This is a genomic window from Streptomyces sp. NBC_00442 (genome assembly GCF_036014195.1).
Taxonomy (GTDB): domain Bacteria; phylum Actinomycetota; class Actinomycetes; order Streptomycetales; family Streptomycetaceae; genus Streptomyces.
This window is the reverse complement of sequence record NZ_CP107918.1, coordinates 1,943,743-1,958,805: the sequence shown is the minus strand read 5'-3', so window position 1 is coordinate 1,958,805 and position 15,063 is coordinate 1,943,743. Positions and strand designations below refer to the sequence as shown.

Annotated in this window: 13 protein-coding genes; 10 read left to right on the top strand and 3 right to left on the bottom strand. The window is 71.0% G+C overall.

Features of this window, described 5'->3' with window-relative positions; all coding sequences use genetic code 11:
• Nucleotides 1-127 precede the first annotated feature (127 nt).
• The 4 genes from OG432_RS08655 to OG432_RS08640 are packed head-to-tail and all read left to right on the top strand — an operon-like array spanning nt 128 to nt 3,780.
• Entirely contained in the window at nt 128-1,030 is a 903-nt protein-coding gene (locus OG432_RS08655) for an ABC transporter ATP-binding protein (protein WP_328309390.1), read from the top strand.
• Complete coding sequence (locus tag OG432_RS08650; protein ID WP_328309388.1) at nt 1,027-1,818, top strand: ABC transporter permease; 792 nt, start codon at nt 1,027-1,029, stop codon at nt 1,816-1,818. Before OG432_RS08655 ends, OG432_RS08650 begins: the two co-directional genes overlap by 4 nt.
• A gap of 59 nt (nt 1,819-1,877) precedes the next feature.
• Nucleotides 1,878-3,146: a sensor histidine kinase gene (locus OG432_RS08645; RefSeq protein ID WP_328309387.1), complete on the top strand. Its 1,269-nt coding sequence runs from the start codon at nt 1,878-1,880 to the stop codon at nt 3,144-3,146.
• A complete protein-coding gene (locus tag OG432_RS08640) occupies nt 3,136-3,780 on the top strand; it encodes a response regulator transcription factor (RefSeq protein WP_328309385.1) in 645 nt (214 codons plus the stop codon). The genes OG432_RS08645 and OG432_RS08640 overlap by 11 nt, the downstream gene beginning before the upstream one ends.
• A 21-nt stretch (nt 3,781-3,801) precedes the next feature.
• Here OG432_RS08640 and glgX read toward each other — a convergent pair whose 3' ends face one another.
• A complete protein-coding gene (gene glgX, locus OG432_RS08635; RefSeq protein WP_328309383.1) occupies nt 3,802-6,075 on the bottom strand; it encodes a glycogen debranching protein GlgX in 2,274 nt (757 codons plus the stop codon).
• Between the two features lie 139 nt (nt 6,076-6,214).
• Between glgX and OG432_RS08630 the strand changes: the two genes are divergently transcribed.
• From OG432_RS08630 to OG432_RS08605, 6 genes are all read left to right on the top strand, one after another.
• Complete coding sequence (locus OG432_RS08630; protein WP_328309381.1) at nt 6,215-7,444, top strand: L,D-transpeptidase; 1,230 nt, start codon at nt 6,215-6,217, stop codon at nt 7,442-7,444.
• A 260-nt stretch (nt 7,445-7,704) separates the two neighbouring features.
• A complete protein-coding gene (locus OG432_RS08625) occupies nt 7,705-8,946 on the top strand; it encodes a L,D-transpeptidase (RefSeq protein ID WP_328309379.1) in 1,242 nt (413 codons plus the stop codon).
• 125 nt (nt 8,947-9,071) lie between these two features.
• Nucleotides 9,072-9,839 (top strand): enoyl-CoA hydratase/isomerase family protein, encoded by a 768-nt coding sequence (locus tag OG432_RS08620; protein ID WP_328309377.1) that lies wholly within the window; start codon nt 9,072-9,074, stop codon nt 9,837-9,839.
• 285 nt (nt 9,840-10,124) lie between these two features.
• On the top strand, nt 10,125-10,628 hold the full coding sequence (locus tag OG432_RS08615) for an ATP-binding protein (RefSeq protein ID WP_328309375.1): 504 nt from the start codon (nt 10,125-10,127) through the stop codon (nt 10,626-10,628).
• A 394-nt stretch (nt 10,629-11,022) separates the two neighbouring features.
• Complete coding sequence (locus OG432_RS08610) at nt 11,023-11,832, top strand: polysaccharide deacetylase family protein (protein ID WP_328315043.1); 810 nt, start codon at nt 11,023-11,025, stop codon at nt 11,830-11,832.
• Nucleotides 11,832-13,016 (top strand): YncE family protein, encoded by a 1,185-nt coding sequence (locus tag OG432_RS08605; RefSeq protein WP_328309373.1) that lies wholly within the window; start codon nt 11,832-11,834, stop codon nt 13,014-13,016. Before OG432_RS08610 ends, OG432_RS08605 begins: the two co-directional genes overlap by 1 nt.
• A 94-nt stretch (nt 13,017-13,110) precedes the next feature.
• Here OG432_RS08605 and OG432_RS08600 read toward each other — a convergent pair whose 3' ends face one another.
• Both OG432_RS08600 and OG432_RS08595 read right to left on the bottom strand, forming a co-directional pair.
• On the bottom strand, nt 13,111-14,301 hold the full coding sequence (locus OG432_RS08600; RefSeq protein ID WP_328309371.1) for a cytochrome P450: 1,191 nt from the start codon (nt 14,299-14,301) through the stop codon (nt 13,111-13,113).
• Entirely contained in the window at nt 14,298-14,993 is a 696-nt protein-coding gene (locus tag OG432_RS08595) for a tRNA-dependent cyclodipeptide synthase (RefSeq protein WP_328309369.1), read from the bottom strand. Before OG432_RS08595 ends, OG432_RS08600 begins: the two co-directional genes overlap by 4 nt.
• Nucleotides 14,994-15,063 lie beyond the last annotated feature (70 nt).

The window sequence follows — 15,063 nt, the reverse complement described above, 5'->3', positions numbered from 1 at the left end:
GCTGGTCCCCTGGTCCTAGGACCGCTCGCGCGCCGCGAGGTCGTAGGGCCCGTCAACCGATCGGTTGATGCGGTGTCGAGCGCGATGGGCGATGCGGCCGACCCCCGCCGGCCGGGATTCTCAAGGCATGGCAATCATCGAAGTCAACGCGGTGCGCAAGGCGTACGGCCGCAGGCCCGCTGTGGACGGCGTCAGCTTCACCGTGGAGGAGGGCGAGATCTTCGGGATCCTCGGCCCCAACGGCGCGGGCAAGACCACCACCGTCGAGTGCATCGAGGGGCTGCGCGTCCCGGACGCCGGAACGATCCGGGTGGCCGGGTACGACCCGGTCGCCGACCACGACGAGGTGACCCGCGTCCTGGGCGCGCAGCTCCAGGAGAGCGAGCTCCAGCCCAAGCTCACCGTGCGGGAGGCGCTGGAGCTGTACGCCGCCTTCTACCCGAACCCGGCCGACTGGCGTCCGCTCGCCGAGCGCCTCGGGCTCGCCGAGAAGCTGACCACCCGCTTCGCGAAGCTGTCCGGCGGACAGAAGCAGCGCCTGTCCATCGCGCTCGCCCTCATCGGCAGCCCGCGGGTGGTGGTGCTCGACGAACTCACCACGGGTCTGGACCCGCGGGCCCGCCGCGACACGTGGAAGCTGATCGAGGACGTGCGCGCCGGCGGGGTCACCGTCCTGCTCGTCACCCACTTCATGGAGGAGGCCCAGCGCCTCTGCGACCGCGTCGCCGTCATCGACAAGGGGCGGATCGCCGCCCTGGACACCCCCTCCGGCCTGATCCGGCGGGCGGCGGGGTCCACCGTCATCTCGTTCACCCCCTCGGCCCCCCTCGACGACCTGGCGCTCGGCGGGCTGCCGCAGGCCGCCGCCGTGGAGGAGAAGCACGGCCGGGTGACCATCCACGGCACCGACGAGACCGTGAACGCCGTGATCACCCTGCTCGCCCGGCACCACATCACCGCCCACCAACTCCGTGTCTCCGAGGCGACCCTCGACGACGCGTTCCTGGACCTGACGGAGGCCTCGGCATGACCAGCACCCTCACCCCGCCGCGCCCGAACCGCGCCGCCCGCGCCTCCCGCCCGGCCGCCGTCGCCGTACTGAGGACCGAGGCCACGCTCTTCCGCCGGGAGCCCGCCGGACTCTTCTGGATCATGGTCTTCCCGACCGTCCTCCTGGTGGTGCTCGGCTCGATCCCCGGCTTTCGCGACCCGGACAAGGCACTCGGCGGCATCCGCTTCGTCGACGCCTACGTCCCCGTCGCCGTCCTCCTCTCCATGATCATGGCCGGGCTTCAGGCCATGCCGCCCGTCATCACCGGATACCGCGAGCGCGGCATCCTGCGCCGGATGTCGGCCACTCCCGTGCGCCCCTCCGCCGTGCTCGGCGCGCAGGTGGGCCTGCACGGCGCGGCCGCCCTGATCTCCGCCGCCCTCTCCCTGACCGTCGGCCGGCTCGTCTTCGGCGTGGCGCTCCCGCACCAGCTGTTCGGATACGCCCTCGCGCTGCTGCTGGCCGTCCTGAGCGCGCTCGCCCTCGGCGCCCTGATCTCCGCGCTCTCGCGCACCTCCAAGGTCGCCAACGCCATCGGCTCCGCGGTGTTCTTCCCGATGATGTTCAGCGCGGGTGTCTGGCTGCCCGTCCAGGCCATGCCCGACACGCTGGGCCGCATCGTGGAACTGCTGCCCTTCGGCGCCGCCGCCCAGGCCCTCACCGGGGCCGCCGCCGGCCACTGGCCCGGCTGGGACCACCTCGGCGTCCTCGCCCTGTGGACGGTGCTCCTCTCGGCGGCCGCGACCCGCTGGTTCCGGTGGGAATGACGGCGATCGCCCGCTGGGGCGGTACCTGCGGCCCCCACGGTGTGGACGAGACTGGAGCCATGAGCGACGGGGCGAACGAGGCGAAGCGGGACCTGGTGGAGGAACGCTGGGAGGTGTTCCACCGCTGGGGCCCCTTCGGGTTGCTGTTCATCGGCTGCCTGGCCGCGGCCGCCACCGCCGACCTGCTGATGAGCCCGGACGCCCGCTGGAGCGCCCTCGCCCTGGTCGGCGCCGCCCTGCTGCTCCAGGTCGCCTGGGACCGCCGGCGCCGCACCCGGCCGGGGCCGAGCCCCGCGGGGGCCGCCTACTACTTCCTGCGCTGGGGCCTCGCCTTCGTCCTCACCTGGCTCAACCCGTTCTTCGCCTTCTTCGCCGTCTGCGGCTACTTCGGTGCCCAGGCGCTGCTGCCCCGGCGCCTGGTGCGGATCGGCCTGTTCGCGACCGCCGTCACCATGGCCGGCTCACAGTCCGGCGGGCTTCCCCCCAAGGGGACCATGGGCTGGGTGGTGTTCGGTGCGGTGCTCGTCATCAACTGCGTGCTGCTCACGGTGTTCAGCCATCTCGCCGCCCAGGAGGACGAGCGCTCCCGGGAGCAGGTGGAGACCATCGCCGCCCTGGAGATCACCAACGCCCGCCTCCAGCAGGCCCTCGACGAGAACGCCGCGCTCCACGCCCAACTCCTGCTCCAGGCGCGGGAGGCCGGGGTCGCCGACGAGCGGCGCCGGCTCGCCGCCGAGATCCACGACACCATCGCGCAGGGCCTGGCCGGGATCATCGCCCAGCTCCAGGTCGTCACCAGCAGCGACGACCCCGCTCTGGTACGCGAACACCTCGCCAGCGCCCAGGCGTTGGCCCGGCACAGTCTCGGTGAGGCCCGCCGCTCGGTGCAGAACCTCAGCCCCCTCGACCTCGAACACGACCTGCTGCACGAGGCGTTGAAGAAGACCGTCGCCGAATGGGGCACCCGCCACGCGGTGCGCGCCGACTTCACCGTGACCGGCACCGCCGTCCAGCTCCACGACGAGATCGAGGCCACCCTGCTCCGCATCGCCCAGGAGGCCCTCGCCAACGCGAGCCGCCACGCCCACGCCTCCCGCATCGGCGTCACCTTGTCCTTCATGGGCGACGAGGTCTCCCTCGACGTCCGCGACGACGGCCGGGGCTTCGACCCGCTGGACCTGCCGGCCCGCTCCGGCACGGGCGGCTTCGGCCTCGACGGCATGCGGGCCCGCGCCGAACGTATCGCGGGCAGCGTCGTCGTGGAATCGGAGCCCGGCCATGGCACCGCCGTGTCGGCCCGCGTACCGTTGGTCCCCCATGACCACTGACGCCACCATCACCCTCCTGATCTGCGACGACCACCCCGTAGTGCGGGACGGTCTGCGCGGCATGTTCGCCTCCGCCGACGGCTTCGAGGTCCTCGGCGAGGCCGCCGACGGCGTCGAGGGAGTCGACCTCGCCGAGCGGCTCGACCCGGACGTCGTCCTGATGGACCTGCGCATGCCGGGCGGCGGGGGAGTGGCCGCGATCGCCGAGCTCACCCGGCGCGGGCTGCGCTCCAAGGTCCTCGTCCTCACCACGTACGACACCGACTCCGACACCCTGCCCGCGATCGAGGCCGGCGCCACCGGCTATCTGCTCAAGGACGCCCCGCGCGAGGAGCTGTTCACCGCGGTCAGGGCCGCGGCCGAGGGGCGCACGGTGCTCTCGCCCGCCGTCGCCTCGCGCCTGGTCACGGCCGTGCGCACGCCCGCCGCCCCCGCGGGCGAGCCGCTCTCCGGCCGCGAGCGCGAGGTCCTCGAACTGGTCGCGAAGGGCACCTCCAACCGGGAGATCGCCCGCGCCCTGTTCATCAGCGAGGCCACCGTGAAGACCCATCTCACCCACATCTACGGCAAGTTGGGCGTCAAGGACCGCGCCGCGGCGGTCGCGGTGGCGTACGACCGCAAGATCCTCGGCTAGCCGCCGCGGCCTCCCCCGGCCCTACTCCGCCACCTTCAGGACGAGGACCGACCGGGCCGGAAGGGTCACCGTGGTGCCGCCCCGGTGCACCCGTCCGGGCGCCGCCGCCTGTTCCTCCTCCGAGGTGTCCACGACCACCTCGTACGACGCGGCCCACGGCGGCCCCGGCAGGACGCAGCTCTCCGGGCGGTCCGCGGAGTGCAGCAGGATCAGGAAGCTGTCGTCGGTCACCGGGGCGCCGCGGGCGTCGCGCCCGGGGATGTCGCGGCCGGAGAGGTACAGGCCGAGGGTCGCGGCCGGCGCGTACCAGTCCCGCTCCGTCATCTCCTCGCCCCGCGCGGTGAACCAGGCCAGATCCCGCAGCCCGTCCGCCCCCTGCGCCCGGCCGGAGAAGAAGGCGCGGCGCCGCAGCACCGGGTGCCGGTGCCGCAACTCCACGAGCCGGGTGGTCAGTTCGAGCAGCCGGCGCGAGCCCGGCTGGTCCAGGAGCGACCAGTCGACCCAGCTCACCTCGCCGTCCTGGCAGTACGCGTTGTTGTTGCCGCCCTGGGTGCGGCCCATCTCGTCGCCCGCGACCAGCATCGGCACGCCCGTCGACACCAGCAGGGTGGTGAGCAGGTTCCGCAGCTGGCGGCGGCGCAGCGCGTTGATGCCGGGGTCGTCGGTCTCGCCCTCGGCCCCGCAGTTCCAGGCGCGGTTGTCGTTGGTGCCGTCCCGGTTGCCCTCCCCGTTGCCCTCGTTGTGCTTGCGCTCGTACGAGACCAGGTCGCGCAGGGTGAAGCCGTCGTGCGCGGTGATGAAGTTGATCGACGCGTACGGCCGCCGGCCACCCCACGCGTACAGGTCGCTGGAGCCCGAGAGGCGGTAGCCGAGGTCGCGCACGTCGGGCAGCGCGCCGCGCCAGAAGTCGCGCACGGCGTCGCGGTAGCGGTCGTTCCACTCCGTCCACAGCGGGGGGAACGAGCCGACCTGGTAGCCGCCGTTGCCCACGTCCCACGGTTCCGCGATCAGTTTCACGCGGCGCAGCACCGGATCCTGGGCGATCACGGCGAGGAACGGGGAGAGCATGTCGACGTCGTGCATCGAGCGGGCGAGCGCCGCCGCCAGGTCGAAGCGGAAGCCGTCCACCCCCATTTCGGTCACCCAGTAGCGCAGCGAATCGGTGATCAGACGCAGCACATGGGGCTGGACCACATGGAGGGTGTTGCCGCACCCGGTGTAGTCGGCGTAGCGGCGGGCGTCGGACTGGAGGCGGTAGTAGCCGCGGTTGTCGATGCCGCGCAGGGACAGCGTCGGCCCCATCTCACTGGCCTCGGCGGTGTGGTTGTACACCACGTCGAGGATGACCTCGATGCCGGCCGCGTGCAGCGCGCGCACCATGCGCTTGAACTCCCCGACCTGCTGCCCGGTGGTCCCGCTCGCCGAGTACGCGGCGTGCGGGGCGAAGTAGCCGATCGAGTTGTAGCCCCAGTAGTTGCGCAGGCCGCGCCGCAGCAGATGGTCCTCGTGGGCGAACTGGTGCACCGGAAGCAGTTCCACCGCCGTCACGCCGAGCCGCACCAGGTGCTCGATCGCGGCCGGATGGGCGAGCCCCGCGTAGGTGCCGCGCAGATGCTCGGGAACATCGGGGTGCAGCCGGGTGAAGCCGCGCACGTGCAGCTCGTAGATGACGGAGTCGGACCAGGGCGTCTTGGGCCGGTGGTCGTCGGCCCAGTCGTCGTCGTCCTGCACGACCACGCCCTTGGGTACGTGCGGCGCCGAGTCGCGGTCGTCGCGCACGGTGTCGGCGACCTGCTGCTGCGGCCAGTCGCGCACGTGCCCGTACACCTCGGGCGGCAGCACGAAGTCGCCGTCGACGGCCCTCGCGTACGGGTCGAGCAGCAGCTTCGCCGGGTTCCAGCGGGCCCCCGTCCACGGGTCCCAGCGTCCGTGGACCCGGAACCCGTACCGCTGCCCGGGGCGCACCCCGGGGACGAAGCCGTGCCAGATCTCATGGGTCAGCTCGGTCAGCGCGAGCCGAGTCTCGGTGCCCGCCGGGTCGAAGAGGCACACCTCGACCGCTTCGGCGCCCCCCGCCCACAGCGCGAAGTTGGTGCCCGCGACCCCGTCGGGGCCGACCCGGAAGCGGGCCCCGAGCGGGGTGGGCGCACCCGGCCAGACAGGGGGGCGCAGGGCCCCCGGTTCACCCCGGTGGCCCTGTCCCTTCCGGCTCCCTTCCCGGTCGGGCGCGCCCCTGACATCGGGTGCGCTCCTGGCGGCACCCCGCACTGCCTCCTGCTCGGCTGCGCTCGACACCTGACGGCCTCCCGCGGCTCGGCACAGGGCAGCCGCGGCGTCCCGGCCGCGGCTCCCGTGCGTGTCCTTCCCCTAGTTCTTCCCGCAACAGCCCTCGTACTCACGTTTCCCCCGGCAGGGGGCGGTCGTTGGGCCGGTCGTGAGAGACGTACTGAAGCGGGCAGGGGCGGGCACGGCCGCCGCCCTGGCATGGGCAGGACTGACGGCGGTCCTGGTGACCGCGCTGACCGGGTGCTCCGGCGGCGCCCTGGACATCGGTGACATCGGGGGCAAGCCGTTGACGCCGCAGGAGGCGATCCTGGTGACCCCGGACGACGGGGCCAAGGCAGTGGCGGCGGACCAGAAAGTGGAGGTGCGGGTGCCGGGCGGGCGCCTGGAGCGGGTCAAGGTGATGAAGACGGAGGACGCGCAGCCCGAGGAGGTGCCGGGCAAGATCTCCGAGGACGGTCTGACGTGGACGCCGAACGCGGGGGCGCTGCAACTGGCCGCGCTCTACACGGTGGACTCCGTGGCCCTCGACGGCCACGGCCGCCGCCAGGCCCGCCACACCAGTTTCACCACCTTCGTGCCCGAGCACCGGTTCATCGGCTACTTCAAGCCCGAGAACCGGTCCACGGTCGGCATCGGCATGATCGTCTCCTTCAACTTCAACCAGGCGATCAAGGACCGGGCGGCCGTCGAGCGCGCCATCAGGATCACCTCGCAGCCCCCGGTGGAGGTCAGGGGCCACTGGTTCGGCAAGGACCGGCTCGACTTCCGGCCCGAGAAGTACTGGGCGCCGGGCACCAAGGTCACCGTCGACATGCGGCTGCGCGACGTCGTCGCGGCGCCCGGCGTGTACGGCATCCAGGACAAGACGGTGGGCTTCACCGTCGGGCGGGCCCAGGAGTCCCTGGTGGACGCCGAGGCCCACACCATGGAGGTGCGGCGCGGCGGCGAGCTGGTCTCCACCCTGCCGATCTCCGCGGGGTCGCCGAAGAACACCACGTACAACGGCAAGATGGTGGTCACGGAGATGTACGACGTGACGCGGATGAACAGCCAGACCGTCGGGTTCGGCGGCGAGTACGACATCCCCGACGTGCCGCACGCCATCCGCCTGACCAACACCGGCACCTTCCTGCACGGCAACTACTGGGCGACCTCCGGCACGTTCGGCAACACCAACACCAGTCACGGCTGCGTGGGCCTGCGCGATGTGAAGGGCGGCAGCTCGGACACCCCGGCCGGCTGGTTCTTCGACCGCACCCTCATCGGCGACATCGTCGAGGTGGTCAACTCCCACGACCGCCAGGTCGCTCCGGACAACGGGCTCGGCGGCTGGAACATGGACTGGCCGAAGTGGAAGGCGGGGTCCGCGATCTCCTGATCCCCCCGGCGCCTTCAGGACATTTCCCGGCACCCACGAAAGCACGGCCCACGACCGTTCCCGGCCCCGGCGACCGGGAACGGTTCCTGTGTTTCACCCATGAGGTCACAGGAGAACTTGGGACTGAACGGTGACATGGAAGGGGAGGTCACAGGCCGTTCCGGTGTGATTGTCTTGCCCCGTGCGTGCGCGTGGACGCGCGCGGGGGTGAGTGAGTGCGGGCGGTGGCGGGGCCACGCCGTGCGAGGGGAGAAACAGTCTTGAACGGGCAGCCAATTTCGGGCGTTCCGGCCGCTGCCGGACGGCGCGGGCGCCGGGGCGGCGCACTTCTGGCCCTCATAGTCGGCGCGTTGCTGCTCCTGGTCACCGCGTGTGGCGGGGGCGACGGCTCGGGCAGTGCCACGTCGAAGCCGGGCGGCGGCGCCGAGGACACCAAGGCGTCCGAGGCCGTGGTCGGCATCGTCCCCGCGGACAACGCCAAGGACGTCGCCACCAACGGCGCGCTGAAGATATCCGCCGACAAGGGCAGACTGACCGCGGTCACGGTCGCCGACAGCAAGGGCAACGCGGTCGCCGGCAAGATATCCGCGGACGGCATCGGCTGGGTTCCCGACCAGCACCTCGCCTCCGCGACGCAGTACAAGGTCCACGCGGTCGCCAAGGACGCCAAGGGCCGCGAGTCCGCCAAGGACACCACCTTCACCACCCTCGTCCCGAAGAACACGTTCATCGGGCAGTACGTGCCCGAGGACGGTTCCACCGTCGGCGTCGGCATGCCCGTCTCCCTCAACTTCAGCCGGGGCATCACCAACCCGGACGCCGTCGAGAAGGCGATCACCGTGACGGCCGAGCCGTCCGTCCCCGTCGAGGGCCACTGGTTCGGCAACGACCGGCTCGACTTCCGCCCCGAGAACTACTGGGCACCCGGCACCAAGGTGACCGTCAAGATGAACCTGGACGGCGTCGAGGGCCGGCCCGGCGTCTACGGCAAGCAGACCCGCACCATCCACTTCACCATCGGCCGCTCCCAGGTCTCCACGGTCGACGCGAGCGCCCACACCATGAAGGTCGAGCGCGACGGCAAGCTCCTCAAGACCATCCCGATCAGCGCGGGCTCCCCGCAGAACACCACGTACAACGGGCAGATGGTCATCAGTGAGAAGTACGAGGTGACGCGCATGAACGGCGCCACCGTCGGCTTCGGCGGCGAGTACGACATCAAGGACGTGCCGCACGCGATGCGCCTGTCCAGCTCGGGCACCTTCATCCACGGCAACTACTGGGGCGCCCCCTCGGTGTTCGGCTCGGCCAACACCAGCCACGGCTGCGTCGGCCTGCGGGACGCGCGCGGTGCGGGTGACCCGTCCACGCCGGCGGCCTGGTTCTACAACAACTCCCTGATCGGCGACGTGGTCGTCGTGAAGAACTCCAAGGACAAGGTCATCCAGCCCGACAACGGTCTCAACGGCTGGAACCTGTCCTGGTCGCAGTGGACCACATAGTCCTCCGACACTCCCTCGACGCGAGGCGCCTACGGGCCCGGAGCGTGCGGCGGCAGGGGGGGGGAGCACCCCCCTACCGCGCACGCGCCGGGCCCGGTGTCGTTAGTGAGCGTTAACCTGCCTGCATGACTGTGAACCTCGAAGTTTCCGAAGGCGTCGCCACGATCCGCCTGAACCGGCCTCCGATGAACGCGCTCGACGTCGCGACCCAGGACAGGCTGCGCGAGCTGGCCGAGGAGGCGGCCCGGCGCGATGACGTACGGGCCGTGGTCCTGTACGGCGGCGAGAAGCTGTTCGCGGCGGGCGCGGACATCAAGGAGATGCAGGCGATGGACCACGCCGCCATGGTCGTGCGCGGCCGCGCGCTGCAGGAGTCCTTCACCGCCGTCGCCAGGATCCCCAAGCCCGTCGTGGCGGCCGTCACCGGCTACGCGCTCGGCGGCGGCTGCGAGTTGGCGCTCTGCGCCGACGTCCGCATCGCCGGCGACAACGCCAAGCTCGGCCAGCCCGAGATCCTGCTCGGCCTCATCCCCGGCGCAGGTGGCACCCAGCGCCTGGCCCGCCTGGTGGGCCCGTCCCGGGCCAAGGACCTCATCTTCACCGGACGGCAGGTGAAGGCGGACGAGGCGCTCGCCATCGGCCTGGTCGACCAGGTGGTGCCGGCCGCCGAGGTGTACGAGCACGCCCTGGCCTATGCCGCGCGCCTCGCCAAGGGCCCGGCCATCGCGCTGCGCGCGGCCAAGGAGTCGATCGACGCCGGTCTGGAGACGGACCTCGACACCGGCCTCGCCATCGAACGCAACTGGTTCGCGGGCCTGTTCGCCACCGAGGACCGCGAGCGGGGCATGCGCAGCTTCGTCGAGGAGGGTCCGGGCAAGGCCAAGTTCCTCTGAGGACACCGAAGTTGAGGCACCCGGCCGACTCGGTCTGTACATGTGATGGCGGTGTGTACACCCTGTGGGGAGATTAGCGCAGCCTTAAGGGAGTCTTAACGAAAACCCTTGCGGAACGCTTGGTGATCAACCGAACGCGTCACGTCATCGCAGGTCAGAAGGGGTGTTCCAAGGCTCGTTCTGCCTCCGTCATATGCCATGCCGCGCCTCCGGAACGTCGTGTTCCGGAGGCGCGATTCCTTCGGAACGCCCCCGGATTCCGCCCCGGGCCGCCATGATGGTGGCATGGCGGGGCTGGAGGGTGTGGAACAACCGGCGCAGCGCGTGAGTGCGACCGCGGCGCGATGGATGCCGTCCGCCGACGACGAACTGGCGCTGAAAGCACTGGAGTTGTTCGGGAATCCGACGGAGGGCGAGGTGCGCCTCCCGTCGCGGCCGGAGTCAGCGGCGACCGCCCGCCGGATCACCCAGTCCGTGGTCCTGCGCCAGTGGGCGCTCTCGCCGACCCTCGCCGAGCACGCCGTGCTGCTGGTCTCCGAACTCGTCGGCAACGCGGTGCGCCACACCGGGGCCCGGGTCTTCGGTCTGCGCATGCTGCGCCGGCGGGGCTGGATCCGCGTCGAGGTCCGCGACCCCTCGCGCGGGCTGCCCTGTCTGATGCCGGTGCACGAGCTCGACGTCAGCGGCCGCGGACTGTTCCTCGTCGACAAGCTCTCGGACCGTTGGGGAGTGGATCTGCTGCCGCGTGGCAAGACCACCTGGTTCGAGATGCGGGTCGCCGACCGCTGAGGCGGCCGACATCACAGAAGCCCCCCGGCTGCCGGGGTGCGGCGCCGACGGGGGCTTCTGGGGAGCGCCGCGGATCCGAGGGGGGTGTGGTCCACGGCGACTGAAGACGACCTGGCCCGGGTCAATGGGGGTCGTGGCTCCGACTATGACAGATGGGCGGCCCATCCTCAAAAGTCCCTAGTCGGACATAAAGCAATAAACCATCACAGTTTAGCTGTGAATCGTAGGTGAGTTAGAGCACGTACCTTCCAAAGCATGAATAAATATCGAGGCCGCTGAGTGAATCATCGAGCGGAGCGCCGTCGCCCCCTGCGTGCCGGGTGCGACCCGCAAAGGTCCTGAAAGTGGGTCAATCATTACAAACAGCCCTTCGGGCCACTTAAATGTCCATGTGCTGAATCCATCACCCCGTGCGGTCGACCGCCGCAGCGCCCTGCGCGCCGGGGCGGGCGCGGCCATCGCGGGGGCGCTGACGGCAGGCTGTTCGGACGACCGGGCGGGCCACACGCCGTCCGGGTCCCCGACGCCGCCGTCCGCCTCCGCGGCGGCCGCCGCCCGCCCCCAGGCGCCCCATCCCGCGCCGGCCCCCCGTTCCTTCCCCGGGCAGCCGGTCCAGATCAGCAGCGGCCCTCCGGGTCGCCCCCAGGTCGCGCTCACCTTCCACGGCCAGGGCGATCCGAAGATCGCCACCACCCTGCTCGACGAGGCGGAGAAGGCCGGCGCCAGGGTCACCGTGCTCGCCGTCGGCACCTGGCTCGACGAGCAGCCCGCGATGGCCCGCCGCATCCTGGACGGCGGCCACGAACTGGGCAACCACACCCTGCACCACACCGACATCTCCACCATGGACGAGTCGGAGGCCTACGCCGAGATCACCGGCTGCGCGGACCGGCTGCGCCGCCTCACCGGCTCCATCGGGACATGGTTCAGGCCCTCCCGTACCCAGTACGCGACGCCGCTCGTTCAGAAATTGGCCCGGCGGGCGGGGTACCCGCACGTGCTGTCGTACGACGTCGACTCCCTCGACTTCACCTCGCCCGGCGCCTCGGCCGTGACCCGCAACGTCACCGGGCAGATCCGCAACGGATCGGTGGTGAGCCTGCACTTCGGCTATGCGGACACGGTCGCCGCGCTGCCCGTCCTACTCGCCGAACTGGAACGCCGCCGACTGCGCGCGGTCACGACCACGGAGCTGCTGATCTGATGCCGACCGTAACGAAGACGACCACCGCGCTGCTCTCGGCGGCCGCCCTGCTCGCGGCCCTCGCCGGCTGCGGATCGGGATCCGACCACAAGGACGAGGCGCTCGGCTCCAAGGCGGCGGTCCCGCCCGCCGTCGTCAAGAAGACCGTGCCGCAGGGCCTGCCGGGCATGCCGCCCGTCCTCGACCCCAAGGACGCCTACGCGGCGGACCGCCCCAACGCGCTCCAGCCCGCGGTGAAGAACTTCCTGCCGCGCGTGTACGTGCCCAACACCAACTCCAACACGGTCTCCGTGATCGACCCGGCCACGTACAAGGTGATCGAGACGATTCCGGTCGGCCGCCAGCCGCAGCACGTCGTGCCGTCGTGGGACATGAAGACGCTCTGGGTCAACAACGACCTCGGCGACTCGCTCACCGCCATCGACCCGGCGACCGGCAAGACCGGACGCACCGTCCAGGTCTCCGACCCGTACAACCTCTACTTCACGCCCAACGGCAAGTACGCCATCGTCATGGCCTCGATGGACCGCGAGCTCGTCTTCCGCGACCCGGTCACCATGAACCGCGTCAAGACCGTCCCGGTGACGTGCGCGGGCGTCAACCACGCGGACTTCTCCATGGACGGCCGGTACTTCATCGTCTCCTGCGAGTTCTCCGGCGAACTCCTCAAGGTCGACACCGAGCAGATGAAGATCGTCGGGCAGCAGAAGCTCCCCTTCGACGGGGCGATGCCGCAGGACGTGAAGATGTCCCCGGACGGCAAGACCTTCTACGTCGCCGACATGATGGCGCACGGCATGTGGGTCCTGGACGGCGACAAGTTCGACAAGCCGGTCCTGCTGCCCACGGGCAAGGGCTGCCACGGGCTCTACATCAGCCGCGACTCCAAGGAGATGTACATCTCCAACCGCGGCGAGGGCACCATCTCCATCTTCGACTTCACCAAGAACAAGCTCACCAAGAAGTGGGAACTGCCCGACGGCGGCAGCCCCGACATGGGCGGCGTCTCGGCCGACGGCAAGGTGCTGTGGCTGTCCGGGCGCTACAACGCCGAGGTGTACGCCATCGACACCGCCACCGGCAAGGAACTGGCCCGCATCCCCGTCGGCTCGGGACCGCACGGACTCGCCGTCTACCCGCAGCCCGGCCGGTACTCGCTGGGCCACACCGGCATCTTCCGCTGAACCGTCCCGCGCCGAGCCGTCCCGCGCCGAACCGGAGCGGCCCCGCACGGCCGCGCGATGCCCCGGGGCCCGTCGGCCCCGGGGCACCCCGGTGTCACCACAGCGCCGGCAGCCGTTCGGGCAGGCGCTTGATGAAGCCCGTACGCCACACCAGCTGTTCGGCCGGCACCGCGAGGCGCATCCCCGGCAGCCGGTCCACCAGGACCGAGAGCGCCGTCTCCGCGTGCAGCCGGCCGAGCCCGGTGGCCGGGCAGAAGTGCCGGCCGGCGCCGAACGAGAGGTGCGGGTTGTGCTCGCGGTCCAGGTCGAGCCGGTCGGGATCGGTGAACACCTCCGGGTCGAAGTTGGCGCCCTCGACCAGGACGAGCACCAACTCGCCCTTCTGGACGAGTACGTCGCCCAGCTGTACGTCCTCAAGGGCGAGCCGGGGCAGCCCGTCGCCGATCGACAGGTTCCAGCGGAGCAGCTCCTCCACGGCGCGGCCCATGCGCTCGGGATGCTCGCGCAGGTATCCGATCAGCTCCGGATGCTGGAGCAGGGCGAGGATCGCGAGTACCAGGAAGGCGGAGGTGGACACCGCGCCCGCGCCGAACAGGGAGACCGCGACCGTGGCCAGCATCTCGTCGGTGAGGTGCGCCGACTCCCGGTCCTCGCGCAGCGCGCCCAGCCGGCCCAGCAGGCTCTCGGGCGGCACGTCCGGGGCGTTCAGCCGCTCCACCATGTACCCGAGGTCCTTGTACCAGTTGAGCCCGGCGCCCTCGAAGGTGTGCGCGCTGGTCATGAAGGCCACGTCCAGACCGGACATGAGCCTGCGCCAGTCCTCGAACGGCACGCCGACGACGTCGCAGTGCAGCGCCGCCGAGAAGGGGTCGGCGAACCCAGCCCTCAGGTCGGCGGGCGGGCCCTCGGCGAGCAGCGCCTCGATGAAGCCCTCGGCCCGCTCGCGCAGCCGCTCGGCCAGGCCGTCCGCGCGCGGGCTCAGGGACTTCATCACGGCGTTGCGCAGCCCGGCGCTGTTGATGTTGCCCATGTTGTTGACGACCTCGGGCGGGATCGTCAGCGCGTACTGGCGGGGGACCCCGGCGTTCGCGGTGTCCTTGAGGCTGAACCGCTCGTCCTCCAGGACCTGCTTGGCCAGGGCGTGACTGCTCACCAGCCAGGCCGGGTCGCCGGTGAGCGTACGCACCCGGGCCACCGGCTGCTTCTCGCGCAGCCGGGTGCACTCGGCGGGCAGCACGTCGCCGCGCCGGGAGAGCGGGAAGTCCAGGACGGTCTCGGTGGTCATGCGGGGATTCCTTCCGGGCGCACCACGGCGTAGGCCTGATTGCGGGACGCGCGCAGGCCGCCGCCCTTCGCGTACAGGAGGTCGGTCAGCGGGATCGGCACGTGGTACGACGACACCGAGGACGGGACACCGAGGATCCCCGGGGTGTCCAGGAAGAAGGGGAGCTCGGCGGTGATGTAGTCGAGGCAGGCGGAGAGCTGCGCGGCGCTCGCGACCGGCCCGCCGGCCTTCGTGGACAGGAAGTGCGCCGCCATCCGCTCACAGGCGGTGCGAAAGCCCGGGTCGGTCGACAGGAAGTGGCGCACCCGGCGGTGCAGCAGCTCGTACACCGGATGTCCGGCGAACTCCGAGAGCCCGTGCACGCCGACCGGAGTGCCCTGCGCGTCCGCCTCCTCGACGCCGCGCACCACCCGGCGGCGCACCGCCTTCACCTCCTTCGAGGCGCGGCGTGCCGCGTGCTCCGGGGCGTAGCCGAGCGCGCTGAACAGCTCGGCCACATGGAGGTCGGCGTATATGAGGTCGATGCGGGTGAACCGTGCCGAAGCCCAGCGGACGAGGTCGGTGATGCGGCCGGCGCTGAAATAGCTGTTCCCCGGACTCACCCCGATGAGGACGTGGTCGCCTTCGTCCCATATCTGCTGGCAGCTTCGAGTGAAGGGCTGCACGGTGAATGCTTCAGTTGTGATGGTCACAGCCGATACGCCCCAGCGCCGCTAGTCCCTGGGGGCCCTGTGCTCCCGGTGTGGCGACGACAGCGTGAAG

Excerpts from the sequence above, each read along its gene's own strand:
- OG432_RS08620 (WP_328309377.1), top strand. The coding sequence starts at position 9,072 with ATGACTGTGAACCTCGAAGTTTCCGAAGGCGTCGCCACGATCCGCCTG.
- OG432_RS08655 (WP_328309390.1), top strand. The coding sequence starts at position 128 with ATGGCAATCATCGAAGTCAACGCGGTGCGCAAGGCGTACGGCCGCAGG.
- OG432_RS08605 (WP_328309373.1), top strand. The coding sequence starts at position 11,832 with ATGCCGACCGTAACGAAGACGACCACCGCGCTGCTCTCGGCGGCCGCC.
- OG432_RS08640 (WP_328309385.1), top strand. The coding sequence starts at position 3,136 with ATGACCACTGACGCCACCATCACCCTCCTGATCTGCGACGACCACCCC.
- OG432_RS08645 (WP_328309387.1), top strand. The coding sequence starts at position 1,878 with ATGAGCGACGGGGCGAACGAGGCGAAGCGGGACCTGGTGGAGGAACGC.
- OG432_RS08650 (WP_328309388.1), top strand. The coding sequence starts at position 1,027 with ATGACCAGCACCCTCACCCCGCCGCGCCCGAACCGCGCCGCCCGCGCC.
- OG432_RS08600 (WP_328309371.1), bottom strand. The coding sequence starts at position 14,301 with ATGACCACCGAGACCGTCCTGGACTTCCCGCTCTCCCGGCGCGGCGAC.
- OG432_RS08615 (WP_328309375.1), top strand. The coding sequence starts at position 10,125 with ATGGCGGGGCTGGAGGGTGTGGAACAACCGGCGCAGCGCGTGAGTGCG.